Annotated in this window: 18 protein-coding genes, 2 rRNA genes, 1 riboswitch and 1 other annotated feature; of the genes, 5 read left to right on the plus strand and 15 right to left on the minus strand. The window is 45.7% G+C overall.

What is annotated here, in order from left to right:
* Positions 1-59: 59 nt before the first annotated feature.
* From ACXACN_RS10030 to leuS, 4 genes are all read right to left on the minus strand, one after another.
* Positions 60-2,975: ribosomal RNA gene (locus tag ACXACN_RS10030) — 23S ribosomal RNA — on the minus strand.
* A gap of 171 nt (positions 2,976-3,146) precedes the next feature.
* A 16S ribosomal RNA gene (locus tag ACXACN_RS10035) occupies positions 3,147-4,711 on the minus strand.
* Together the 16S and 23S rRNA genes form the textbook arrangement of a ribosomal RNA operon.
* A 439-nt stretch (positions 4,712-5,150) precedes the next feature.
* A complete protein-coding gene (locus ACXACN_RS10040) occupies positions 5,151-5,462 on the minus strand; it encodes a rhodanese-like domain-containing protein (protein ID WP_474964173.1) in 312 nt (103 codons plus the stop codon).
* A 121-nt stretch (positions 5,463-5,583) separates the two neighbouring features.
* Complete coding sequence (leuS, locus tag ACXACN_RS10045) at positions 5,584-7,998, minus strand: leucine--tRNA ligase (protein ID WP_474964175.1); 2,415 nt, start codon at positions 7,996-7,998, stop codon at positions 5,584-5,586.
* Positions 7,999-8,050: 52 nt separating this feature from the next.
* Positions 8,051-8,266 (minus strand) — a binding site (T-box leader).
* 115 nt (positions 8,267-8,381) lie between these two features.
* Here leuS and mnmM point away from each other — a divergent pair.
* Positions 8,382-8,957: a tRNA 5-(aminomethyl)-2-thiouridylate-methyltransferase MnmM gene (gene mnmM / locus ACXACN_RS10050; protein ID WP_474964177.1), complete on the plus strand. Its 576-nt coding sequence runs from the start codon at positions 8,382-8,384 to the stop codon at positions 8,955-8,957.
* Between the two features lie 26 nt (positions 8,958-8,983).
* On the opposite strand, the gene ACXACN_RS10055 is transcribed toward mnmM, so the two are convergent.
* The gene (locus ACXACN_RS10055) at positions 8,984-10,024 is read right to left on the minus strand and encodes a tetraprenyl-beta-curcumene synthase family protein (RefSeq protein WP_474966847.1); all 1,041 of its coding nucleotides are present in this window, start codon (positions 10,022-10,024) and stop codon (positions 8,984-8,986) included.
* Positions 10,025-10,080: 56 nt separating this feature from the next.
* On the minus strand, positions 10,081-10,857 hold the full coding sequence (locus ACXACN_RS10060) for a lysophospholipase (protein ID WP_474964178.1): 777 nt from the start codon (positions 10,855-10,857) through the stop codon (positions 10,081-10,083).
* A 55-nt stretch (positions 10,858-10,912) separates the two neighbouring features.
* On the opposite strand from ACXACN_RS10060, the gene ACXACN_RS10065 reads away from it, so the two are divergent.
* Positions 10,913-11,425, plus strand: a complete 513-nt coding sequence (locus ACXACN_RS10065; protein ID WP_474964180.1) for a gamma carbonic anhydrase — start codon at positions 10,913-10,915, stop codon at positions 11,423-11,425.
* A gap of 62 nt (positions 11,426-11,487) precedes the next feature.
* Here the strand turns inward: ACXACN_RS10065 and metK are convergent, their stop codons facing one another.
* Positions 11,488-12,684: a methionine adenosyltransferase gene (metK, locus tag ACXACN_RS10070; protein WP_474964182.1), complete on the minus strand. Its 1,197-nt coding sequence runs from the start codon at positions 12,682-12,684 to the stop codon at positions 11,488-11,490.
* Between the two features lie 281 nt (positions 12,685-12,965).
* A riboswitch (SAM riboswitch) is annotated at positions 12,966-13,075 on the minus strand.
* Positions 13,076-13,966: 891 nt separating this feature from the next.
* Between metK and pckA the strand changes: the two genes are divergently transcribed.
* Entirely contained in the window at positions 13,967-15,559 is a 1,593-nt protein-coding gene (gene pckA, locus ACXACN_RS10075) for a phosphoenolpyruvate carboxykinase (ATP) (protein WP_474964183.1), read from the plus strand.
* A 212-nt stretch (positions 15,560-15,771) separates the two neighbouring features.
* On the opposite strand, the gene ytkD is transcribed toward pckA, so the two are convergent.
* On the minus strand, positions 15,772-16,239 hold the full coding sequence (gene ytkD, locus ACXACN_RS10080) for an RNA deprotection pyrophosphohydrolase (RefSeq protein WP_474964185.1): 468 nt from the start codon (positions 16,237-16,239) through the stop codon (positions 15,772-15,774).
* A 201-nt stretch (positions 16,240-16,440) separates the two neighbouring features.
* Here ytkD and ACXACN_RS10085 point away from each other — a divergent pair, with 201 nt between their 5' ends.
* Complete coding sequence (locus tag ACXACN_RS10085; protein WP_474964187.1) at positions 16,441-16,668, plus strand: hypothetical protein; 228 nt, start codon at positions 16,441-16,443, stop codon at positions 16,666-16,668.
* A gap of 210 nt (positions 16,669-16,878) precedes the next feature.
* Here the strand turns inward: ACXACN_RS10085 and ACXACN_RS10090 are convergent, their stop codons facing one another.
* From ACXACN_RS10090 to ACXACN_RS10120, 7 genes are all read right to left on the minus strand, one after another.
* Positions 16,879-17,190 (minus strand): hydrolase, encoded by a 312-nt coding sequence (locus ACXACN_RS10090; RefSeq protein ID WP_474964189.1) that lies wholly within the window; start codon positions 17,188-17,190, stop codon positions 16,879-16,881.
* A 62-nt stretch (positions 17,191-17,252) separates the two neighbouring features.
* Positions 17,253-18,350: an o-succinylbenzoate synthase gene (gene menC, locus ACXACN_RS10095; protein WP_474964190.1), complete on the minus strand. Its 1,098-nt coding sequence runs from the start codon at positions 18,348-18,350 to the stop codon at positions 17,253-17,255.
* Positions 18,347-19,801 carry an o-succinylbenzoate--CoA ligase gene (locus ACXACN_RS10100; RefSeq protein ID WP_474964192.1) on the minus strand — a complete coding sequence of 485 codons (1,455 nt, stop codon included), beginning with the start codon at positions 19,799-19,801 and terminating at the stop codon, positions 18,347-18,349. The genes menC and ACXACN_RS10100 overlap by 4 nt, the downstream gene beginning before the upstream one ends.
* A 106-nt stretch (positions 19,802-19,907) precedes the next feature.
* Positions 19,908-20,726: a 1,4-dihydroxy-2-naphthoyl-CoA synthase gene (menB, locus tag ACXACN_RS10105; protein ID WP_089654878.1), complete on the minus strand. Its 819-nt coding sequence runs from the start codon at positions 20,724-20,726 to the stop codon at positions 19,908-19,910.
* Positions 20,727-20,792: 66 nt separating this feature from the next.
* Positions 20,793-21,590: a 2-succinyl-6-hydroxy-2,4-cyclohexadiene-1-carboxylate synthase gene (menH, locus tag ACXACN_RS10110; protein WP_474964193.1), complete on the minus strand. Its 798-nt coding sequence runs from the start codon at positions 21,588-21,590 to the stop codon at positions 20,793-20,795.
* The gene (gene menD, locus ACXACN_RS10115) at positions 21,587-23,323 is read right to left on the minus strand and encodes a 2-succinyl-5-enolpyruvyl-6-hydroxy-3-cyclohexene-1-carboxylic-acid synthase (protein WP_474964195.1); all 1,737 of its coding nucleotides are present in this window, start codon (positions 23,321-23,323) and stop codon (positions 21,587-21,589) included. Before menD ends, menH begins: the two co-directional genes overlap by 4 nt.
* Positions 23,311-24,714 carry an isochorismate synthase gene (locus tag ACXACN_RS10120; protein WP_474964196.1) on the minus strand — a complete coding sequence of 468 codons (1,404 nt, stop codon included), beginning with the start codon at positions 24,712-24,714 and terminating at the stop codon, positions 23,311-23,313. Before ACXACN_RS10120 ends, menD begins: the two co-directional genes overlap by 13 nt.
* Before the next feature lie 228 nt (positions 24,715-24,942).
* On the opposite strand from ACXACN_RS10120, the gene ACXACN_RS10125 reads away from it, so the two are divergent.
* Positions 24,943-25,887, plus strand: a complete 945-nt coding sequence (locus tag ACXACN_RS10125; RefSeq protein ID WP_474964198.1) for a 1,4-dihydroxy-2-naphthoate polyprenyltransferase — start codon at positions 24,943-24,945, stop codon at positions 25,885-25,887.
* Positions 25,888-26,566: the final 679 nt, after the last annotated feature.

Raw genomic sequence — 26,566 nt, forward strand, 5'->3', positions numbered from 1 at the left:
ACTAGATAAGGAAACATCTTTTTGAAAAAGGAACGTATTTCACGACTAATTGAAATTAGATAGATAAGTCATCGATCCATTAGTATCCGTCAGCTCCACGTGTCACCACGCTTCCACCTCGGACCTATCAACCTCATCGTCTCTGAGGGATCTTATTACCTTATAGGTAAGGGAAATCTCATCTCAAGGGGGGCTTCATGCTTAGATGCTTTCAGCACTTATCCCGACCACACGTAGCTACCCAGCGATGCTCCTGGCGGAACAACTGGTACACCAGCGGTGTGTCCATCCCGGTCCTCTCGTACTAAGGACAGCTCCTTTCAAATTTCCAACGCCCACGACGGATAGGGACCGAACTGTCTCACGACGTTCTGAACCCAGCTCGCGTACCGCTTTAATGGGCGAACAGCCCAACCCTTGGGACCGACTACAGCCCCAGGATGCGATGAGCCGACATCGAGGTGCCAAACCTCCCCGTCGATGTGGACTCTTGGGGGAGATAAGCCTGTTATCCCCGGGGTAGCTTTTATCCGTTGAGCGACGGCCCTTCCATGCGGAACCGCCGGATCACTAAGCCCGACTTTCGTCCCTGCTCGACTTGTAGGTCTCGCAGTCAAGCTCCCTTGTGCCTTTACACTCTGCGAATGATTTCCAACCATTCTGAGGGAACCTTTGGGCGCCTCCGTTACCTTTTGGGAGGCGACCGCCCCAGTCAAACTGCCCACCTGACACTGTCTCCGGACCGGATCACGGTCCTGGGTTAGAATGTCCGTACAGCCAGGGTAGTATCCCACCAGCGCCTCCACCGAAGCTAGCGCTCCGGCTTCCAAGGCTCCTACCTATCCTGTACAAGCTGTACCAACATTCAATATCAGGCTACAGTAAAGCTCCACGGGGTCTTTCCGTCCTGTCGCGGGTAATGTGCATCTTCACACATAGTATAATTTCACCGGGTCTCTCGTTGAGACAGTGCCCAAGTCGTTGCACCTTTCGTGCGGGTCGGAACTTACCCGACAAGGAATTTCGCTACCTTAGGACCGTTATAGTTACGGCCGCCGTTTACTGGGGCTTCGGTTCAACGCTTCGCATAAGCTAACGCATCCCCTTAACCTTCCAGCACCGGGCAGGTGTCAGCCCCTATACTTCGCCTTACGGCTTCGCAGAGACCTGTGTTTTTGGTAAACAGTCGCTTGGGCCTTTTCACTGCGGCTCCTCGGCAGAGGAGCACCCCTTCTCCCGAAGTTACGGGGTCATTTTGCCGAGTTCCTTAACGAGAGTTCTCCCGCTCACCTTAGGATCCTCTCCTCGCCTACCTGTGTCGGTTTGCGGTACGGGCACCTCTTTCCTCACTAGAGGATTTTCTTGGCAGTGTGAACTCAGGAGCTTCGGTACTTTATTTCCCTCCCCATCACAGCTTGACGTTGCCGGACGGATTTGCCTATCCGACCGTCTCACTGCTTGGACGCGCACATCCAGTGGCGCGCTCTCCTTATCCTCCTGCGTCCCCCCGTCGTTCAAACGGAAAGGAGGTGGTACAGGAATATCAACCTGTTGTCCATCGCCTACGCCTTTCGGCCTCGGCTTAGGTCCCGACTAACCCTGAGAGGACGAGCCTTCCTCAGGAAACCTTAGGCATTCGGTGAAAGAGATTCTCACTCTTTTTTCGCTACTCATACCGGCATTCTCACTTCTAAGCGCTCCACCAGTCCTTACGGTCTGACTTCACGGCCCTTAGAACGCTCTCCTACCACTGATCATAAGATCAATCCGCAGCTTCGGTGGTGTGTTTAGCCCCGGTACATTTTCGGCGCAGAGTCACTCGACCAGTGAGCTATTACGCACTCTTTGAATGATGGCTGCTTCTAAGCCAACATCCTGGTTGTCTAAGCAACTCCACATCCTTTTCCACTTAACACACACTTTGGGACCTTAGCTGGCGGTCTGGGCTGTTTCCCTCTCGACCATGAACCTTATCACCCACGGTCTGACTCCCAGAACAAAGTCTATGGCATTCGGAGTTTGACTGAATTCGGTAACCCGATAGGGGCCCCTCGTCCAATCAGTGCTCTACCTCCATGACTTTCTATTCTGAGGCTAGCCCTAAAGCTATTTCGGAGAGAACCAGCTATCTCCGTGTTCGATTGGCATTTCACCCCTACCCACACCTCATCCCCGTAATTTTCAACTTACGTGGGTTCGGGCCTCCAGTCAGTGTTACCTGACCTTCACCCTGGACATGGGTAGATCACACGGTTTCGGGTCTACGACCGCATACTCACTCGCCCTATTCAGACTCGCTTTCGCTGCGGCTCCGCTTCTACTGCTTAACCTCGCATACGGTCGTAACTCGCCGGTTCATTCTACAAAAGGCACGCCGTCACCCATTAACGGGCTCCGACTACTTGTAGGCACACGGTTTCAGGTTCTCTTTCACTCCCCTTCCGGGGTGCTTTTCACCTTTCCCTCACGGTACTGGTTCACTATCGGTCACTAGGGAGTATTTAGCCTTGGGAGATGGTCCTCCCGGATTCCGACGGAATTCCTCGTGTTCCGCCGTACTCAGGATCCACTCCGGAGGGAGAAAGATTTTGACTACAGGGCTGTTACCTGCTCTGGCTGACCTTTCCAGGTCGATTCGTCTATCTTCCTCCTTGATAACTCCAATGGAGTGTCCTACAACCCCAGAAAGCAAGCTTTCTGGTTTGGGCTGATTCCGTTTCGCTCGCCGCTACTCAGGAAATCGCGTTTGCTTTCTCTTCCTCCGGGTACTTAGATGTTTCAGTTCCCCGGGTGTGCCTGCCTATACCTATGTATTCAGTATAGGATACTGTTCCATTACGAACAGTGGGTTTCCCCATTCGGAAATCTCCGGGTCAAAGCCTACTTACGGCTCGCCGGAGCATATCGGTGTTAGTCCCGTCCTTCATCGGCTCCTAGTACCAAGGCATCCACCGTGCGCCCTTATTCACTTAACTATCGTCGTGAAAAGACGTTTACAATTTCAATTAGATGTCTTGTCATCAAATGTCTCATCGTTAGATGAAGACAATGATTCCTTATCCAGTTTTCAAGGTTCACAAGTTGAAAGATCGTTTGATCTCTCAAAACTGAACAACCAACACAGTACGTTTCCGTTATATCCTTAGAAAGGAGGTGATCCAGCCGCACCTTCCGATACGGCTACCTTGTTACGACTTCACCCCAATCATTGGCCCCACCTTCGGCGGCTGGCTCCAAAAAGGTTACCTCACCGACTTCGGGTGTTGCCAACTCTCGTGGTGTGACGGGCGGTGTGTACAAGGCCCGGGAACGTATTCACCGCGGCATGCTGATCCGCGATTACTAGCGATTCCGGCTTCATGCAGGCGAGTTGCAGCCTGCAATCCGAACTGAGAATGGTTTTATGGGATTTGCTACACCTCGCGGCTTCGCTGCCCTTTGTACCATCCATTGTAGCACGTGTGTAGCCCAGGTCATAAGGGGCATGATGATTTGACGTCATCCCCGCCTTCCTCCGGTTTGTCACCGGCAGTCACCTTAGAGTGCCCAACTAAATGCTGGCAACTAAGATTAGGGGTTGCGCTCGTTGCGGGACTTAACCCAACATCTCACGACACGAGCTGACGACAACCATGCACCACCTGTCACTTGGTCCCCGAAGGGAAAGCCCTATCTCTAGGGTTGTCCAAGGATGTCAAGACCTGGTAAGGTTCTTCGCGTTGCTTCGAATTAAACCACATGCTCCACCGCTTGTGCGGGCCCCCGTCAATTCCTTTGAGTTTCAGCCTTGCGGCCGTACTCCCCAGGCGGAGTGCTTAATGCGTTAACTTCAGCACTAAGGGGTGGAAGCCCCCTAACACCTAGCACTCATCGTTTACGGCGTGGACTACCAGGGTATCTAATCCTGTTTGCTACCCACGCTTTCGCACCTCAGCGTCAGAAACAGACCAGAGAGTCGCCTTCGCCACTGGTGTTCCTCCACATATCTACGCATTTCACCGCTACACGTGGAATTCCACTCTCCTCTTCTGTCCTCAAGTTCCCCAGTTTCCAATGACCCTCCACGGTTGAGCCGTGGGCTTTCACATCAGACTTAAGGAACCGCCTGCGCGCGCTTTACGCCCAATAATTCCGGACAACGCTTGCCCCCTACGTATTACCGCGGCTGCTGGCACGTAGTTAGCCGGGGCTTCCTCGTTAGGTACCGTCAAGGTACCGCTCTATTCGCACGGTACTTGTTCTTCCCTAACAACAGAACTTTACGATCCGAAGACCTTCATCGTTCACGCGGCGTTGCTCCGTCAGACTTTCGTCCATTGCGGAAGATTCCCTACTGCTGCCTCCCGTAGGAGTCTGGGCCGTGTCTCAGTCCCAGTGTGGCCGATCACCCTCTCAGGTCGGCTACGCATCGTCGCCTTGGTGAGCCGTTACCTCACCAACTAGCTAATGCGCCGCGGGCCCATCTGTAAGTGATAGCAAGAAGCCATCTTTCAACTTTCCTTCATGCGAAAGAAAGTATTACCCGGCATTAGCCCCGGTTTCCCGGGGTTATTCCGATCTTACAGGCAGGTTGCCCACGTGTTACTCACCCGTCCGCCGCTCGTTCCACGAGCTTCACCCCGAAGGGATCCACTCGCTTCCCGCGCTCGACTTGCATGTATTAGGCACGCCGCCAGCGTTCGTCCTGAGCCAGGATCAAACTCTCCATAAAAGTTAAGTTTGACTTGCTCATTTGCACACCGAATGTGCTTGTTTCAAATTTCTTCAATAAAGAAGAAATGTTTTGACGTACTGGTTGGTTCGTTCAGTTTTCAAAGATCAAGTACTGCCTCACCCGACAGTAATCAAATTCTAGCATAATCGACTATGTCTCGTCAATAGTTTTAATAGAATTTGTTGAATTAAATCTTTTGTTGATATGTTTTCTGCGCTGCTGAATAAGCAACGTTACCTATAATACACCGCATTCAATCCACCGTCAATAGTTTTATAGAATTTATTTGAATGAATTTTTCTCTGCAGCATGGAGAGAGAAAATTAAAAGCCCCTTCTTGTGGAAAGGGCTTTTGTGTAGGACTATAAAGGTCTACATAATATAGAAGCGTCACAACAAACATCATTTGAAGAGCTTACCGCATACACCCGACTTGTTAAAAGACGAGCTCACCTTCCCACTTCAACATGCCGCCCTCCATGTTTTGGACGTTCCCGAATCCTTTTTCTTTCATGAACTCCGCTGCGTTCATGCTACGGCGACCGGATCGGCAAATCATGACATACTCTTGATCTTTAGGAAGGTTCTCTATTTTTTCAGGAATATCCCCAAGGCGTATGTGCTTAGCATTCGGCACCATTCCTTGAGCTACTTCTTCATCTTCTCTAACATCGATCAGGGTAAAGTCATCGTTATTGTTTATTTTCTCTTCCACTTGTTGAGGTGTGATTTCTTTGATTTGATTCATGGTTATCCCTCCATATTAATCGTTTGCACATTTATTCTAATTTACTGTTAATGAAAGTCAAGGCATATGACCACTACAAATAAAGCACCCTGCTCTAAAGAACAGGGCGCTTTCAAACCATTTAATTCGCTACAATGTTAACCAGCTTTCCTGGTACTGCAATAACTTTCCTTATTGTCTTACCTTCCAGCCACTGCTTGACGTCGTCATTTTCAAGTGCCTGCTTCTCGAGATCTTCTTTAGAAGCTTCTTTATTCACCATCATTTTCGCACGCACTTTACCCATAATCTGAACAACGATTTCCACTTCATCTTCAACGAGTTTGGATTCATCAAACTTCGGCCAAGGCTGATAGCTGATCGTTTCTGAGTGACCAAGCTTTTGCCAAAGTTCTTCTGCAAGGTGTGGAGCGACAGGAGAGAGAAGTTTAACAAATCCTTCTACATACTCTTTCGGTAAGACTTCTGCTTTATACCCATCATTGATGAAGACCATCATTTGAGAAATACCTGTATTAAACCGAAGCGCTTCGAAGTTCTCCGTCACTTTTTTCACGGTTTCATGGTAGACCTTCTCCAACGTGTTATCGTCAGTATTATGTTTGACGGATTCAGACAATTCGCCTTCGGTAACGAACAATCGCCATACACGATCAAGGAATCGACGCGCACCATCTAAACCGTTCTCAGACCATGCCACGGAAGCATCTAGTGGCCCCATAAACATTTCATAAAGTCTCAGAGTGTCTGCTCCGTGAGAGTGGACGATATCATCAGGATTGACGACATTCCCTTTGGACTTACTCATTTTTTCATTATTTTCTCCAAGGATCATGCCTTGGTTGAATAGCTTTTGGAATGGTTCTTTCGTTGGCACGACTCCTGCATCGTAAAGGACTTTGTGCCAGAAGCGTGCATACAACAAGTGAAGTACTGCGTGCTCCGCACCACCAATATAAACATCAACAGGAAGCCATTTTTTCAATGCTTCGTAATCCGCGAATGTTTCTTCATTATTGGCATCAATATAACGCAGGTAATACCAGCAGCTACCCGCCCATTGAGGCATGGTATTGGTTTCTCTGCGTCCCTTCATCCCTGTTTCAGGATCCACGACATTGACCCATTCATCAATATTTGCTAGCGGGGACTCCCCTGTACCGGACGGTCTGATTTCTGTAGTCTTCGGAAGTTTGACAGGAAGTTCTTCTTCTTTGACTGCTGTAATCGACCCGTCTTCCCAGTGAATGACAGGGATAGGCTCACCCCAATAGCGTTGACGGCTGAAGAGCCAGTCACGAAGTCGGTAGGTGGTTTGTTGCTTGCCTTTCCTGTTTTCTTCAAGCCACTGGATGGCTTTTGTAATGGCTTCATTTTTCCCAAGTCCGTTCAGGAAGTCAGAATTGATGTGTTGACCATCTCCTGTGTACGCTTCTTCCTCTACATTTCCTCCTTCTACAACCGGAATGATTGGAAGATCAAATTTCTGAGCAAATTCAAAGTCTCTTTCATCATGGGCAGGAACCGCCATGATGGCCCCACTGCCGTAGCTCATCAGTACATAATCAGCTACCCAGATCGGGAGTTTCTCCCCATTGATTGGATTGATCGCATAAGCACCAGTGAAGACACCTGATTTATCTTTAGCCAAGTCCGTACGCTCAAGATCACTCTTGTTCTGAGCTTTTTCGATATATTCGGCTACCGCATCCTTCTGTTCAGAAGTGACGATAACATCGACCAGTGGGTGTTCAGGCGCAACAACGGCATAGGTTGCTCCAAACAACGTATCTGGACGAGTTGTAAAGACATCAAAGGATTGATCGAAACCATCAATGTCAAAAGTCACCTCTGCGCCTTCTGATTTTCCAATCCAATTTCTTTGCATATCTTTTATACTTTCCGGCCAATCCAAATCTTCCAGGTCTTCTAGAAGACGATCTGCATAAGCCGTGATTTTCAGCATCCACTGTTTCATCGGACGACGTTCGACCGGGTGATCCCCTCGTTCACTTCGCCCGTCTATGACTTCTTCGTTAGCGAGTACAGTCCCTAAAGCCGGACACCAGTTCACCGCTACTTCATCGATATAGGCGAGACCTTTTTCATAGAGTTTCAAAAAGATCCATTGTGTCCATTTATAATAACCAGGATCTGTTGTATTCACTTCACGATCCCAATCATAGGAGAAACCTAATTCCTGTATTTGACGACGGAACGTGTCGATGTTTTGTTTTGTAAATTCTTCAGGGTCATTTCCTGTATCCAGTGCATATTGTTCTGCTGGAAGACCGAAAGCGTCCCAACCAATCGGATGCAGCACTTCATATCCTTGCATACGCTTCATACGGGAAAGGATATCTGTAGCTGTGTATCCTTCCGGGTGCCCTACGTGTAAACCTGCACCAGATGGATAGGGGAACATATCCAACGCATAGAATTTATTTTTGTCTGAATAGCTGTCTGTCTTGAATGTCTTCTCTTCAAGCCAGTATTTCTGCCATTTCTTTTCAATGGTCTTATGATCAAAAGCCATTTCATTACCTCCTCATAATCTCTCTAAAAAATATAAAAAGCCCCTCATCCCAATATGGGACGAGAGGCTTGATTCCCGCGGTACCACCCAAATTAACACTAATGTGTTCAACTTGACGTCAATAACGGCGACCACACCGGCAGAAACTACTGTTTGTTCACTTCTGCGACATCCAAGGCGAGTTCGTAATCTTCAAGGACAGCTTCCACCAGCCGCTGCCTCTCTATCACTTGAAAAAATCACTACTACTCCTTTTCAACGTCATCCTATTATAACCGTATATTAATGAATGAAATCAGCTTTGTCAAGCGGCATACGCTCATCTACATAAGCGTTCTATTCGTGCTACAATACTAAAGAACAACACTATGGGAGGATGCCTCATGACAATAGAACGAATTTTAGACTATGCCCATTCATTGATGAAAAAAACAATAGAACCTGGAGATGCCGTCATAGACGGAACATGCGGCAATGGCCATGACACGACTTTTCTAGCAGAACTGGTCGGAGAGAGAGGTCATGTTTACGCCTTTGATGTACAGGAAAAAGCCATCTCCAACACTCAGGAGCGTTTAGTTAAGCATGGATTTGCAAACCATACAACCCTTATCCATGATTCCCATGCGCACGTTCAAAAATACCTACAAGACGAACACCTAACCAATATATCCGCTGCTATATACAATTTAGGATATCTGCCAGGCAGCGATAAAAGTGTAGTCACTAAACCTGAAGGAACCATCGAGTCCGTTGAAAACGTGCTGGCTACTCTGAAAAAAGGCGGAGTGATCGTTCTCGTTGTTTACCATGGACACCCCGGGGGAACCGAAGAAAAAGACGCCATTGTGGACTATGTGTCTGAGTTGGATTCTAAGCTCTACCAAGTCCTTCATTACGGATTCATTAATAAAAAGAGAACTCCCCCATTTATCTTAGCGATCGAGAAGCTCTCTTAAAAATTCATACACAAAAGCCTGGTCGCTTATAACTCCCGACCAGGCTTTAATTTATGGTACATCTTTGTATTGTAATAAAAGAATGTTGCTTTTTTGCCACTCACTTTCAACATCTCTTTCACAAAGCCTTTAGCATTGGAAAGCCTGCCTACTTTACGATCAGCTAAATACATACCAACAAGACCTTCATGGATCATCTGGTGAAAGGGTGCATCTGGAAGCCTTTGGATTTCCTCGTGCGTCCTTTCAACAAAGTACCTGAAACGTCTCTTCATTTCATCTTCATGGTCGTAGTAAGAACAAAAATTCAAATCCCCCTCTTTTTTATCTTCCTCTTGATCAATGTAATAATCGAGCAAGATATGTAATCCCTGCATATAAGGAAAATAACTTCTTTCAATCTGATTGGATAACGATGGGTTCATCTTTCCACTCAACGTATAGGAAACAAGACAAAAAATCCCTAAGGTAGATCCTGTACACGCCGAAAACTCATACCAGCTCAGTTCTGGCCATTCCTCTTGATAGCGTTTGAACCAATTTTGCAGTCTGGGAATCCTTTCATTTTCAATCACATGCTTATGCACTTGCAAATCCCCATACAACTTCCCTAACTTTACCGCTTGCTGCTTAACGGTTGGGTAATCTTCCGCTTCTGAAAGAACTTGCTGGCATGTCCTCACTAGGTCATGAAGGTACCCTCCATCATCCTGCTCCTCCCGGTATTGGTAATAGTCCTGTAATGGATTCCCCGGAGTTAGCGCGTCAATCATTGATTCATGCAACATGCGGAAATCGTCCGGGTCCATGGAGGTGCTACGATCACAGAGGTTGTCCAAGTAATCACTAATGGTTTGATAAGCAACGATGAAGCGGATGGTTTGTTTATCGTTGCCCCGTGAAAGGACGGAGTAGATCGATCCACCTTCACAGTGAAACGTCTTTTCTTCTATGCTTGCCAAAGCCTGACTTCTAAGTTCTTCGTTAGGAATCGATTTCGCCTTCTCGATCCAGTAAGATAATTCGTTGTGAACAGCGGGAAAAATATTTCGGTATACTCTGTACATCAAAAAGACGGCATTACCTGGGACTGCACGTGTCAAAAGAAATCCTCCTCACCGATTTACTTTAGATGATCCTCTAAAAAGGATAGCGTGTGCTGATAGACATCTTTCCATTCAGGCTCATTATATATTTCATGATAGAGGCCCGGCCACTGTTTATACCTTTTTTCTTTTACCGGAACTTTACCGAACCATTCGGCTGTGCTCTCGATCTTCACCATATAATCTTCTTCGGCCTGCATCATTAGTAATGGCAGATCAGGAAAACGCTCGATATCAGAAAACGCCTCTCTCGTCGCTTTTTGAAACTCACGATACCAGCGAACAGAGACTTTATCTATAATCAAAGGATCTTGTTGAAACTCTATAATTTTGTCCTTATTACGAGTGATATATTCGGGATCCTGCGGGGCCTTAATTCTTAATGATGGAATGAACGTGTTTAAAATAGAGGAAAGGACTTCCAAGGGGAGACTCGCCTTTTTCAAAAGTCCTAATGCAGGAGAAGAAAGAATGACACCATCTACATTCGGTTGTGCGATCTCCATCGTCCTTACAACGGCAAGGCCACCCATACTATGCCCCATCAAAAAGATTTTTTTGTTGGGGTCTGCTTGTTGGATCCACATCATAATGGTATTAACATAATCCTCAAACGAGCGAATATGCCCCCTCTTTCCTGAGGAGCGCCCTTGACCTGGCAGATCTCCATAAATAACAGAGAACCCATCCTTTTGTAGTTGGTCCACCAGTCCATGATACCGCCCTGAGTGTTCAAAGGCTCCATGAACGAGCACAACCGTAGCACGATCATTAACTGATTCTACTTTCTTCACAATTTCCCCTCTTTTCTTCTGCTATACTATCAATAATAGTATAAGGGGGTTTTTCATGATTTGCGAATATAAAGGAAAGATACCTGACATACATCCGACCGCCTACATTGCAGAGGACGCTGTGATCACAGGGGATGTAACCATTGAAGAAAACGCCAGTGTTTGGTTCAAGACTGTCATCAGGGGAGATGTTGCTCCCGTACATATTGGCAAGAATACCAACATCCAAGATTTGAGTCTCTTGCATCAAAGTCCCGACCAACCTTTAATTATTGAAGATGGGGTCACCGTTGGTCATCAGGTCACGCTTCATTCTGCTCATGTAAAACAAAACGCACTGATCGGCATGGGGTCTCTTATTCTGGATGGTGCTGTTATTGGAGAACAAGCGTTCATCGGTGCCGGGAGCCTTGTCCCTCCAGGGAAAGTGATCCCTCCAAATACTCTCGCCTTCGGTCGTCCTGCCAAAGTCATAAGAGAACTGAATGAAGAGGATATAAAGGAACTGAACCGTATAAGAAACAGCTATGTAGAAAAAGGACAATATTATAAAGAACAACGAGGATAATGGTTGTGCCCGTCCAATCAAAAAAACCGTTCCAAACAAAGGTTTGGAACGGTTTTTTCTTCTTATTGGCAGCGTGCCTTCAATTCTTCTGCTTTATCTGTGCGCTCCCAAGGGAACTCCACATCTGTACGGCCGAAATGGCCATAAGCAGCCGTTTGGCGATAGATCGGACGACGCAGATCCAACATTTTAATGATGCCTGCTGGACGTAAGTCGAACAGGTCACGTACAGCTTCTACTAGCTGCTCCTCAGAAACTGTACCTGTTCCGTTTGTGTTAATGGCGATGGAAACAGGCTGAGCAACCCCGATCGCGTAAGCAAGCTGAACTTCTACAGAATCGGCAAGTCCTGCAGCTACGATATTCTTCGCAACATAACGAGCAGCATATGCAGCAGAGCGGTCCACTTTCGTAGCGTCTTTACCACTGAAAGCTCCCCCGCCATGTCGAGCATAACCCCCATATGTGTCCACGATGATCTTTCTTCCGGTTAGCCCGGCATCCCCTTGTGGACCACCAATAACAAAACGTCCAGTCGGGTTAATAAAATATTTCGTTGCTTCATCAATATATCCTTCAGGTACAATCGGCTCAATGACATGCTTTTTCAAATCTTCCTGGATCTGCTTAAGCGTCACTTCTTCTGCGTGCTGGGTAGAAATAACAATCGTGTCGACACGCACTGGCTGATCGTTCTCATCGTACTCTACCGTCACTTGCGTCTTCCCATCTGGACGAAGATAATCGAGTGTCCCATCGTTTCTTACGTCCGATAGCCGTTTAGATAGTTTATGAGCTAAGGAGATTGGCAGAGGCATCAACTCTTTGGTTTCATTGTTAGCAAAACCAAACATCAATCCCTGGTCTCCTGCACCAATCGATTCAATCTCATCATCACTCATTTTCCCTTCGCGGGATTCTAGAGCGACATCCACGCCACCTGCAATATCAGGAGACTGCTCATCAATCGCTGTCAGAACAGCACACGTATCTGCATCAAACCCGTATTTAGCACGAGTGTAACCGATATCTTTAATCGTCTGACGGACGATGGATGGAATATCTACATAAGTATTTGTACTAATCTCACCGGAAACCAGTACAAGTCCCGTTGTCACTGTTGTCTCACATGCAACCCTCGCGTTAGGGTCGTTTTTTAAAATTTCATCTAAAATCGCATCAGAAATCTGATCACAAATTTTGTCCGGGTGTCCCTCCGTAACAGATTCTGATGTGAATAACCGGCGGTTTGCAGGCATTCTTAAAAACTCCTCCTTCTGTAAGTACAAAGTATTAGACGGAACTCTTTACCAGTATGTGCAGAAACTATTATAAGTTTCATATATGTTGCATGTTGCCTCTTTTCACAACCAATGGAGCATTTACATAGGAATATCCACAGGGTTACCTGTTCGAATATTTCTTATTAAAAGGCAGGTTCATTCTGGGAAGGTCGGTAAAACTCATCCACCTGTTGGTAAAAGTGCCTTAAAAAAAGAAAAAGCCTTTCCTATTCGAGGAAAGGGGCTGCTTCCTTTCGCTCTTATCGTCCAAGGAGCATCACTCCTTGCTTCAGGTTAGCACCGTGTCATGTCCATGACGGTTGCTGGGTTTCAAAGGGCCTGTCCCTCCACCAACTCTGGATAAGAGAGTATCCGTTCTTCGTTATCGTATCGAAAACGCTTTTTAATGTCAATTGAATTCCATCTCTTCCAACCTATTCGTAAACGTTTAAAGGAAATGAACATATAGTATTAGAACACTTTTTTCAATAAAAAAAACAAAAACTAGTTAATCCATACAAGCTCCCGTTTGTGGAAGATTCAGTTTCGAGATGTTTGTAAGATTTTAGGGTCTCCGAGAAACAGTTCGCTTTCCATGGGGCGGGCGGTGAGCCTCCTCAGGCTAGGCCTTCCTGGGTCTCACCTGTCCCACACGTCCCATAAGAGTCTCACCGTTTCCATCCGCCCCTTGACCTTAAGAGGATCTCGAAACTACTTCCGGACTAAGCTGCTTACCTACAAGGAGTGGAGGATGTTAACTTCCATATGCCAGCAACACCGATGTAATAAAGAACACCCTTCCTACGAAGGTATGAAGCGCTATGGATCGAGCTTTTACGTCCTGAGTACCCGACGTGGAAGTGTTAATATTCTTCTCTTTATTCAATTATACATGCTGATTTTTCCAGAAGTGATTTAGAGAGACTTCCATGGCAAAGGGGCGGAGGGGAATGGCGAGACTCCTGCGGGAAGAGAGTGCTTGGTGAGACCCCACAGGACGTAGTCCGAGGAGGCTCACCGCGCTCCCGCGGAAAGCGAGTCATTCCCCGCAGCCCCCATCAACTTAACAAAAGTCTCGAAATCAAGTCTTACAGAATCCTGCCAGATTCTTGTACAAATGGGTAGGTTTTATGATTGATTATTCAGAATAAATAAAATGTAAGCTTTTTCATGTACAGTATGGACGAATGAATTCAATGTGTTATACTAATCTCACATTAGGTTGATCATAATTAAATGCAAAGGCGGGTCGGCGCATATGAGTACCATTAATCAAATGTCTGAACTGAATCTATTACTTGCCCAAGAACATGTCCACCATCAGCTATCTGTTCCACACTTAGTGGAAATGATTCTATACCGCAATGAAGGTACCCTGACAGAAAAAGGGGCCATCCAGGCAACGACGGGTACTTATACGGGTAGATCTCCGAAAGATAAATTCATCGTTCAGGATGATGTGACGAAAGATAAAGTTCAATGGGGAGCTGTCAACCAGCCCATCGATGATCAAACATTTGTAAAACTATATCATAAAGTATTGGATTACTTAAAAGAACGGAATGAACTATTTGTATTTAAAGGCTATGCAGGAGCGGATGAACGCTATCGTCTGCCTCTTCAAGTACTTACAGAGTTCGCCTGGCACAATCTTTTCGCACAGCAGATGTTCATTCGACCGGATGAAAAAGAAATAGATAATCATGAAGCAGAGTTTACTGTTGTGTCAGCTCCAACCTTCAAAGCTAATCCAGAAATTGATGGAACGAATTCAGAAGCTTTCATCATGATATCTTTTAAACACCGAATCGTATTAATCGGTGGAACGGAATATGCGGGAGAAATTAAAAAGTCCATTTTCTCCGTCATGAACTATATCCTTCCCGAGAAGAATGTCCTGCCTATGCACTGTTCAGCAAACGTAGGAAAGGAAGGAGATGTAGCATTATTCTTCGGCCTTTCAGGAACAGGAAAAACAACATTATCCGCCGATCCCCAACGCAGGTTGATTGGTGATGATGAGCATGCATGGTCAAACTACGGAATCTTTAATATAGAGGGTGGCTGTTACGCGAAATGCATTAACCTTTCTCACGAAAAGGAACCTCAAATCTTTGACGCCATTCACTTTGGTTCTGTTCTGGAAAATGTCGTGCTGGACCCACAAACTCATCAGCCTGACTACAACGACACAAGTCTGACAGAAAATACAAGAGCCGCTTATCCATTAGAGCATATCGACAATATCGTACAACCAAGTATTGCCGGGCATCCGAACGCCATTATCTTTCTAACGGCTGATGCCACTGGCGTCCTTCCGCCAATTAGTAAATTGACCAAAGAGCAGGCCATGTATCATTTCTTGAGTGGGTACACGAGTAAACTTGCCGGGACGGAACGAGGGATTACAGAACCACAAGCCACTTTTTCCGCTTGCTTCGGTTCACCGTTCCTTCCACTTCCACCTTCCACTTATGCAGAGATGCTTGGCGAAAAAATCGACCAGTTCAATGCAGACGTTTATTTGGTCAACACAGGTTGGTCAGGAGGGTCTTACGGAGAAGGTCAAAGAATCAAATTGTCTTATACAAGATCCATAATCCATGCCGCTTTAGAAGGGGAGTTAAGCTCCGCTGACACCTATCAAGATCCATTTTTCGGCTTGAATATCCCTACCCACTGCCCTGGTGTGCCAGATGAAGTTCTATTCCCAAGAAAAACTTGGGCAGATGCTGAAGCCTATGACCAGAGTGCCAAGTCATTAGCTAACAAGTTCCACGAAAACTTCAAGAAATTCACCTATGCTAGCGAAGAAATCAAAAAAGCAGGACCGACCTACCACAGGTCATAACTATCGTTTCCTCATCTCCTCATATATAAGAAGGCCCCGCTGGACATCCAGCGGGGCCTTCTCTATCCACTCCAGCTCGAGGAGGCTCATCACTCGCCCACGGAAAGCGAACCTTTTCCCGTAGCCCCTAAACGCACACAAACATCTTGAAATAGAGTCTTACAGAATCCTGCCAGATTGTTGAATAAACACAAGAAAAAAGGTAGAAAAGTTTAGTTAAACTTTTCTACCTTTTTCAAGCACTCCGGTAACACTTCATCTTTCATCATGAAACTGAAACGATCATTCGATTTTAAATTACGCGGGAGATGACGGAACAGTACAGGACCATGTGTCTCAAAATAATGATCCTGATCGTCAATCGATTCAATCATTGCATAGTACACATTCTTAATGACCGTTCCCCCTTTACCTTCTACATGGTATTGACCAATATAAGATAAATCGGAAATAATGGCCCCTGTCTCTTCTCTAACTTCTCGAAAAGCGGCGTCTTCTGCTGACTCCCCCTCTTCTACTTTTCCACCTGGAAATTCGAGACCGCGATCTTTATGCTTGGTGAGCAGCCATTGATCCTTGTATCGGCATATCACCCACACATGTTTCGGTGTCTCGGAAAAAGGATGATCTTCAAAAGATAACCGGACAGGGTTGTGGTAATAATCATAAAATGTTTTCATGTCTGCTCAACTGCCTTTAATCCTTGATATACGTTCTTTCTTTTACCTGTTTAAATCGTACCACAAGCAGCGCTAAATACAAACCGGCAGCAAGCAAACTTCTTCCTTTCCTGAATATATTGGAGAAATTCACAGAAATATGAAGAATATAATCCCATTCAGCTCATTAGAAAGAAAGCTAAAAGGAATGGGGATCTATAATTGCGGAAACGTTCCGATACAACAATAATTTGTCTGTTTTCTATTACTACTCTGATTGCTTTTGGAAGTGCAGAAGCAAGGAATATCGAAGAATTTATAACGGAAGCTTTTGAGGTGAACAAAGATTTACAAAGGTATGCGGTAAAAACCAAGACAGAACAAATCATCAAGAAGGAGGAGCCTTTTCACCAGACCATTGAATCTATGGGACAGGGCTACCCAAAGTAAAGCTTGTGTTTGTGCATTCCTTCAAAAATTCGATTTAATCTGAAGACGTTTGACTATTCGCTTGCAAGCCTTGAATTAACAGCTAAAGTAGGTCATTTATATTTTTACATTCCAAACGGAGGTGGGGGATACAGAAGAGCCCACGGTAGATATACCCGGCTTGTTCTGACGTGATACGAAGGACCGCTTCTCTTTCAAGAAGCGGATCCATCAATCATTCAGGACTCCCATCTCTGTGATATGATGCTTGGTCGTTTCATCTCCAAGATCATAAATCTTTTGAAACGCTTTTTTTATACCGACGTCTGCTTCATCATTCGCATGATCATTATGATAGGGGTTAAACGGAACGTGGGACCGCCAAAAAGATTCAGCATCGGCATTATAGATCACATCAAAGACTTCTCTTAAAGCTTTCACTTCTTCCTCTGTCGCGTAAATGGTGAAGTCATCATTGTTCCCATCGTGATTCAAAGAGATTTCTCTTGTTCCCATATTGATATAGTACTTATCCTTTTCCATCACTCAACCTCCTCTTCCCTAGTGTGAACCACGGAAGGGCAACCTATTACAGTTGGAGGAAGTTAAGAGAACGACTTCATAACATGCGTCACTTCTTCTAAGTAATTTTCATCGACGCCCATCCCTATTCCCGCTTCCTTTGGGACCTCAATGGCTCCTCCACGCATCACAATTTCAGGATGTATCAGATCTTTATGAAAATACCTGGTAGAACCAGACAAATCGCCTGGAATCGTGAAGTTTGGCAGAGAGGCTAACGCAAGGTTATGCGCTTTCGAAATTCCCGACTCAACCATCCCTCCGCACCATACTGGGATCCCTCGGGATTGACAGAAGTCATGAATTTGTTTCGCTGCGGTTAACCCACCGACACGGCTGATTTTTATATTAATTACGCGACAACTTCCCAGTTCAACCGCCTGTACTGCATCATGAAAAGACATAATGGACTCATCCAAGCAGATGGGCGTTTTCATTTCCTTTTGTAATTGTCGATGCTCATAAAAATCTCCAGCAGGAAAGGGCTGTTCCATCATGGTTAACCCAAAGTCATCTAATGAATATAAGTGGTTCCGATCATCTGCAGTGTATTGGCCGTTAGCATCAATCATGATAGGAAGGTCCGGATCGATTTTTTGAATGGTATCGATTGCTTCTTTTTCTCTTCCTTTCACAACTTTTAATTTGTATCTTTGAAACCCTTGTTCTTTCAGCATGGCCACATCCTGTTCCAAAGAGTTCCCCAGACTGATCACTGCCCCCGCGCTTACAGAGGAGCGGGTACCTCCCAAAAGTTCAGAGAGGCTTTTCCCTTTTTGTTTCCCATACAAATCCCACAGGCCCGCTTCCAGACCTGCTTTTGCCATAGGATGACCTTGTATGTCTTTATTTTGTTCTGCAAAATCAGAAGGGTGATCCGCTCCATTATCTAACAGTGAAGGAATTAAGTAATTCTCTAGAATGAGCCAAGCTGTGTCGATCGTTTCGTAGGTGTAAGAAGGATCAGGAAATGCCGTCACCTCTCCATAGCCGACACGTCCTTCTTCATCGTGTACCTCTACAATGATAAGAGGACGTACTTTTAGTTCAGCCTGGTGTGTAACAAAAGGACTTTTGAGTGGAAGGGACACTTTTCTTAAACGAACCGTGTGAATTCTCATTCGTCTTCTCCTTGTTTGGCCAATCGTCTCCGTAATAGTTTGTTTGAAGCATTCCTCGGGAGTTCATCGATCCAATGTACTTCTTTTGGACACTTATAATTCGCCAACCTTGTCCTGCACCAGTCTATAACTTCTTTTTCCGTCAAGTTAGCACCTTCTTCTGTTACAATGTACGCTGCAGGAACCTCTCCCCATTGTTCATCGGAACGACCGGCCACACCCGCTTCCCGCACACCAGGCACGGATGATAACACACTCTCCACTTCTGCTGGATAAATGTTTTCCCCACCTGAGATAATGACATCTTTCACTCGGTCCACGACATACAAAAATCCATCTTCATCTTCAAAGCCTAGATCCCCAGTGCGCAAGTACGCGCACTCCCTGGCCGGTCGGTTGTAGTAACCTTTGGACACCATCGGACCACGAACGATGATTTCTCCAACTTCTCCTTTTTCTTTGCTGTCTATATACAATTGCGCAGAACTGAGTGCCTTTCCAGCTGAGCCGAGTTTTGAAAAAGCGAATTCAGGGCTAAGGGTGGCGATTTGGGAAGATGTCTCTGTCATTCCATAGGTTTGGAATACAGGGATCTTTTTTGCAGATGTCTTTTTCAGTAAAACTTCTGGAACAGGCCCACCACCTAGAAGCATACACCGGAAGTATTCAGGGTACGTATCGTCACCAAGCACCTCTAGTAAACGCTGCAACATGACCGTAACGACAGACACATGAGTAATTCCTTTATCCATAATGGCTTCATGAACCTGTTTGGCATCAAATTTCTCAAAAAGCATGATGGGCATGCCGTAAACAACACTTTTCATCAAGATGGAGAAGCCGCCAACATGAAACAAAGGCAAACAATTTAACCACTTGTCTCTATCGTGAACGCCTAAATTCAATGCTGATGCGACGGCGCTGTGCCAATGGTTGCCGTACGTGTGCATGACAGCTTTTGGGTTACCTGTTGTTCCTGATGTATACATCATCGTATAAACATCATCCAGATTGAAATCAGTTTGAAGCTGGCCGGATTTTCCTTCTTGACCTTTTATATGGTCAAGATCCCGCACAGCAAGCCCGACCTCTGATGCCGACTCTCTAGCACAACGCATGTTGCTTCCATCCGCATAAAAATGTAAAACGTGAGCATCTGAAAGCTGGTATCGAATTTCTGAGGGAGTCAATCTCGTATTTAATAGGACAGCAACTGCTCCAACATAACTGATCGCGTGAATGAAAACGGCGTACATCGTACTGTTGCTCGCAAGTAATGCCACGTGGTCGTTCCGTTTGACCCCGTTTTCCATAAGAGCATAGGCTACACACCGGCTTTTTTCCCGTAATTCAGAAAAACTGACCCTCTCACCATCTGCTGTTTCGATTGCTATACGCTCTGGAAATAAAGTTGCTTGTTTATCTAACCAATGAGGAATACGTTCGCCCATTTCCACCCTTCCTTTACGTCGTTCTATTTTGCTGCTCCAATGATAAAAAGGGGACATCCTATCAACAGGATGCCCCTTCACACATAGTTTCATATTTAGAGGAGAATCAAGGGAAACGAGGGAACTGATCAAAGTCAGGCTTTCTCTTCTCCTTGAAGGCGTCGCGTCCTTCTTTCGCTTCCTCCGTTGTGTAATACAACAATGTTGCGTCTCCACCCATTTGTTGAAGACCAGCTAAACCATCTGTATCGGCATTGAAAGAAGCTTTCAAGAAACGTAGAGCTGTTGGAGACTTCTCAAGCATTTCACGACCCCATTGCACGGTCTCAGCTTCAAGATCTTCCAATGGTACAACCGTGTTCACAAGACCCATTTCCTCTGCTTCTCTCGCAGAATACTGACGGCATAAGTACCAAATTTCACGGGCTTTCTTATGACCAACGATACGAGCAAGCAACCCTGCACCATATCCAGCATCAAAGCTACCCACTTTTGGACCTGTTTGGCCGAAGATGGCGTTATCAGCAGCAATCGTTAAATCGCAAACGATATGTAAAACATGTCCACCACCGATAGCATATCCGGAAACCATAGCAACCACTGGCTTTGGAATGACACGGATCAAACGCTGCAAATCAAGTACATTCAAACGAGGAATATGGTCATCCCCTACATATCCACCATGGCCACGTACTTTCTGGTCTCCACCAGCACAGAAAGCATCATCTCCAGCTCCTGCAAGAACAATAACCCCGATTCTAGAATCATCACGAGCATAAGCAAAAGCATCAATTAACTCATGCACCGTTTGTGGACGGAAGGCATTACGAACTTCCGGGCGGTTGATCGTAATTTTAGCAATCCCTTCAAATCTTTCATACATAATATCTTCGTATTCGCGTTCACTAACCCAATCAAAAGACATCATATTTCCTCCTTTTTCTATTTCCATTTCCAACATCCCTCATGAAAAAACGCTTTCATGCATGTATCATTTTATCATGAAGCCATCTACAATTTTAGCAAAAATTCCAGGATTCTCAAGGTGAACGGTATGACCGGCACCTTTGACCACTTGATGAGTGGCCTGAGAGAAGCGTTCAGCCATATTTCTATTGATGGTTACGAACTTTTCGTCTTCCTCTCCGGTTACTAATAAGACGGGGCACCTGAGTGTCGATAACTGATTCCACCAAGAGGGCTGATGACCTGTCCCCATTCCTAAAAGCGATTCAGATAGACCTTTAGCCGTCTGACTTAGCCGTTCTTCTCTTAATGCGTTTTTCACATCATAAGGAAGAGATTGTTGCGAATCAAAAAGTGGTAGACTTCCCCAAAAGTTTATGAAGGATTCGATTCCTTCTTCCATCACTTTTTCTGATAATCCTTTATCTTTTGCTTGTCTTGCGAGCTGTTCTTCTGTTGTAGGTAACCCCGGAGACGCACTTTCGAGAATTAATCGATCAACATATTCAGGGTAGAGCATAGCAAAAGATAAAGCGGTTCTTCCTCCCAGAGAATACCCAAGCAGGGACACCTTTTCCAACCCCCACTGATCAAGCATAGCTTTGAGATCCCGGCAAAAGCGTTCCATCGTTACAATGCCAATGGAACCTGTCTCTCCGTGACCTGGCAAGTCCACTTTTAATAAGCGGTAGGACTTTTCAAAACGGGAAGTGATCAAGTCAAAGGTTGAAGTACGCCCCGTAAACCCGTGCAGCAGGATGAGGGGGTGTCCTTCCCCCTCATCCTCGACCCAATATTCTCTTCCGTTCACTTTCATCCTCATAAACGGTCGCTCCATTCTTGAACCGCTCTTTCTACATTCGCCCAGCGCTCTTTATGAAAAGCTACATGATCCTCACGGCTCGTCACCACTTCAACGACGTTTAACCCTGGACTAGCATAGCTATCTGCTAAAGCACGCTTGTAAGACTCCCAAGTCGTCACTTGTCTGTGTGTCCCTCCATACATTTCGATGGCAGGCTGGAGATCAAGCCCTAAAGGAGTCCCGAAGAGTTCTTCAAAATGATCCGGATGATTGGATTGGGGCAAATAAGAAAAGATGCCTCCTCCATCATTGTTAATCACAACAATCGTTAAAGGAATGTTCTTATTCTTTGCCATCCAAAGCCCATTCATGTCATGGAAGAAGGATATATCCCCTAACAATAATGTCGTTTGCTTCCCAGTGGCTGCAACTCCAATCGCTGTACTGATCACACCGTCAATCCCGTTCGCTCCTCTATTAGCCATCACCTGCACATTCTTTGGTGAAGCCATGAAGAAACTGTCGACATCTCGGATTGGCATACTATTCCCCACAAAGAAATTGGAACCATCCGGGACCGTTTCTGCCAAATAAACGACAGCATGTCCTTCATTGAGCGATTCCCCAGGTTCAAGGAGCATTTCATTTTTTGCTAAAACATTCATCTGCTGCCAGCTTGAAAGCCACGATGTTTCTACATTTCCTTCAGGCATGAATTCAGCTAAGCGTTCACACAGTTTGACCGGCTCACTCCAAATAAATGTTGTCTGAATGCCGGCTGGCTCCCGAAATTCTCGTTGCTCATCCACAACATAATGATCGATTTGATCTTTATATTCCTGGATCCATTTCAAGTACGCTTTAGAAACCGGCATAGCACCGAACCTTACAATATAATCAGGGACAAAGCGCTCCTTAATCGCATGTGACTTTAGAAGAGCCCCATAATTTTCAATAATATTCCTTTTGTCATGACCACCTGTGCGCAGCTGCGATAAAGGGTCGGCGAAAACGGGAACCCCGAGGCGTGAGGCAAGGCCTGCAACAGCTTCAGCCATTTGAGGATTGGTCTGCGGACCTACGACAAGCAATCCTTTTTCCCCTCGTGCAAGCCGTTCAAATAGTTGCTTTAACGCTTCATCCCGCATAGATAAACTTCCTCTTTCAGCTTTAGGGATCGGTTGAATGTCTCCACGCCATGCACCTTCCAATTGAAAGTTCGGAATCAGTGGCTCACGAAATGGAAAATTCAAATGGACAGGTCCTTGCCCGGCATACGCTTCTTCCACTGCTCTCGCTGCCTGCTGTCTCGCATAAAAGAAGTTGTCTTCTTCCGGTAAAGCCAGATCCTGATACCATTTCACATAATGGCCAAACATCTGAATTTGATTAATGGCTTGAGGGGCGCCCACTTCTCTCAACTCATGCGGCCTGTCAGCGGTCAACACGACGAGTGGTACTCGACTGTAGAAAGCCTCGATGATTGCCGGATAATAGTTCGCAGCTGCCGTGCCGGATGTACAAACAAGTGCAACTGGCCTTTGCTTCTGCTTGGCAATTCCCAACGCAAAAAAAGCTGCTGAGCGTTCATCAAGGTGAACCCAGTGATTCACCTCAGAATGCTCAGCAAAAGTCATGGCTAATGGAGTAGACCGCGACCCTGGTGATATGACGACATGTTCGACACCCGAAAACACGAGTTGGTCTACAAAATGAGTCACATATCTCGATAATGCTTCTACATGTCCCATTCTGATCCTCCCAATACATTCAACATAGGTTTTAATTTCACAGCTGTTTCTGCATATTCCGCTTCTGGATCTGAATCTTCCACTACTCCACACCCTGCAAACAAAGAAGCTTCTTTTTGCTGGATGAGAGCCGAACGAATCGCTACAGCAAACTCACCGTTATCCTGTGCATCGAACCAACCGATTGGACCAGCATACCAGCCTCTGTTCAACGTTTCATGCGTACGAATGTATTCGACTGAAACTTGTTGCGGCATTCCTCCGAGAGCCGGAGTAGGATGGAGCTTTTCAATCACGTCAAGCAACGTGTAGCCTTGATCCAATACGGCTTTCACTGGGGTGTATAAATGCTGGAGGTTCCGGAGTGGATAAAGGACGGGGCCAATCGGTACCTCTACTTGGCTGCTGCAAGCTTCTACCGCATCTTTAATCATTTCAACGACAAACTGATGCTCCTGAAGATTTTTAGGATCGTTAAGCAGCTCTTCCCCAAGCCTATTATCTTCTTGCTCAGTCCTGCCACGTGGGATGGTCCCTGCAAGACAAGTAGAGACTAGCTCCCTGTCATCCACTTTCGCAAGCCTCTCAGGTGTCGCACCGATAAAGTGATCCCCTTCACATTCGTAACAAAAAATATAGCTGTTTGGCTGAGTGTCAGCCAATGCTCTCAGAATAGGGGTGATCTGCACGTCCTCTTTGAACGTAACGCGTAGTTCTCTTGCAAGGACAACTTTTTCCATCAACCCTGCCAGAATATCTTCCGTCGCTTTTTTTACGGATTCTTTCCAAGACTCAGGAGCAACCTCAAAGGTTTGATCAATGACCGGTAACGAACCGGCAATCTCCTCTTCCCTAAAAAGAATATCTCGATGATCTTGTATTTGATTCGCGATCTGCTGTTGATGATCTTCAGGAAAGATTAAGGCATTAATGGTTAAATAAGATTCCCCATCCACTTTCGTTAGCAAAAAAGCAGGAATCGTCATTTGACTGTCAGGGAAAGATTCCCACGGTGGATCTTCATTTTGTTCAGGGTCGAAACTGAACCCGCCAAGAGCCACCATTCCAGTACCTTTTTTATTGTAATCATCATGCACCATCGCATTTTCCTGCAGATGCTTCCATAGGGATTGGACTTCACGAAAACGTTGTTTGCTTTTTGCATACAATTGACTGGCCTTTCCTACTCCGACCATAGTCAAATCATTTTCAGCACTCTGCCAAAACGAGCGGTGTTGATCAATACGCTGCCCCAAATCAAAAAATTGAAAAGGATCTTGATTATCTATATGTTCAACGATACTAATAAAAAGAGGTTCCCCAAGATGATGTGCTTTCTGAAGAGCTTCCCCGATCATTTCTTCTATATGAGGGGTCTTCGTATGAAGCATATATATTCCTCCCATTCTTTAAGGGACATTAGCTACTCTCACTACACAAAGCAAAAGGATGCTTTTGTGTGCATGCATCACTCTCTATTTTATTCTCTTTTTTCTCTTGACTCAAGGAATCTTGCTTTAAAACCAACATTTTCTTACATTGATTGACACTCATGGGCGGTTTCCCTAAAATTAAACTGTTATCATAACAAGAGTATAATCACAAGGGAGAGAACACCAATGAGCTCTGTTCAAAACCAAAACATGAAAGCTTCCTTGAATGAACGCGAAGGTTTCCAAGTGTGGTGGCGTTTGCTGCGCCCCCACACACTGACCGCTGCCTTTGTCCCTGTTTTTGTCGGGACGATGCTTGCTGCTACGGAACAAACGATCAATTTTTGGTTATTTGCTGCCATGTTGCTCGCCTCCATCCTCATTCAAGCAGCTACAAATATGTTTAATGAGTATTACGATTACAAGCGAGGTTTAGATAATGAAAATTCGGTCGGGATCGGGGGAACCATTGTCCGTGACGGAATCAGCCCGAAAACCGTACTCTCATTAGCCTATCTATTCTTTATACTAGCAGGAGTGCTGGGTATTTATATTTGTGCATCGTCAAGCTGGTGGATTGCTGTCATCGGATTGGTTTCCATGTTGTTTGGCTATCTTTACACAGGTGGCCCTTTACCGATTGCGTATACCCCATTCGGTGAAATCACAGCAGGCTTTTTCATGGGGACCATCATTATTGGAATCAGCTATTTCATTCAAACCCTGACGATCACCTCTGAAGTAATCATCGTTTCCGTTCCTGTCGCCATCTTTGTCGGTACCATCTTATTAGCCAACAATATCAGGGATCGAGTCGGCGATGCCGAAAATGGCAGGAAAACACTCGCTATACTTTTCGGCCACAAAGGGTCCATTATCTTCATAAGCTTACTTTTTGCAACGGCCTTTATTTGGACAGGCCTACTCATCATTTTAGGCACCCTGCCTTTATGGTCATTAATTACCTTCTTTAGTGTAATAAAAGCAGCAAAAGCCATTCAGGGATTTATAGGAAAAACTCAACCACTCGAAATGATGCCAGCCATGAAAGCAACGGCCCAGACGAACACCATCTATGGTTTTCTCTTAGGTCTATCCTTGCTATTACACCTTAACTTCCCTCTTTCCTAAAAGAGAGAACCAGAAAAAACACATCAGGAGAAACAAAAAAGGATGGTCCCCACCATCCTTTTTTGTTTCCACTAAAGCTCCCTTTTCTTGAAGACTTAGTTTCGAGACTTCTGTTGAGTGGATGGGGGCTGCGGGGAATGACTCGCTTTCCGCGGGAGCGCGGTGAGCCTCCTCGGACTGCGTCCTGTGGGGTCTCACCCTGCACTTTTTCCCGCAGGAGTCTCGCCATTCCCCTCCGCCCCTTTGCCTTATAAGTATCTCGAAACCACTTCCAGAATAAGCAGTTTTTCTGCTTAATAGGATTTGGTCGATTTAACTTAAAGAAAAGAGCCATTTGTATTCTAACGCGTGCTATATAGCGCTTTTCAGTTAGGAATCAGTGATTTTTGAAAACCCTCCATACGTGTGCGTGGGTTCGTTTCTCTAATATATGGAATGGGGTGGTTGGGAAGCTGCGAGACTCCCGCGGGAATGGATTGGCTGGCGAGACCCCGCAGTGCGAAGCACGAGGAGGCTTGCTGTCATCCCCGCAGGATAGCGAGTGGCTTCCCAACCACCCCTGACGCTCAACTCAGCAACGAACCCCGGATAGTCTCGAACCTGAGTCTTCCACAATCCTGCCAGATAGTTGAACAAGTCGTTTATGATTTTAGTTCGTAACATGAAGGTTTGACCATTT

Source organism: Halobacillus sp. AWM4_238 (assembly GCF_056158265.1).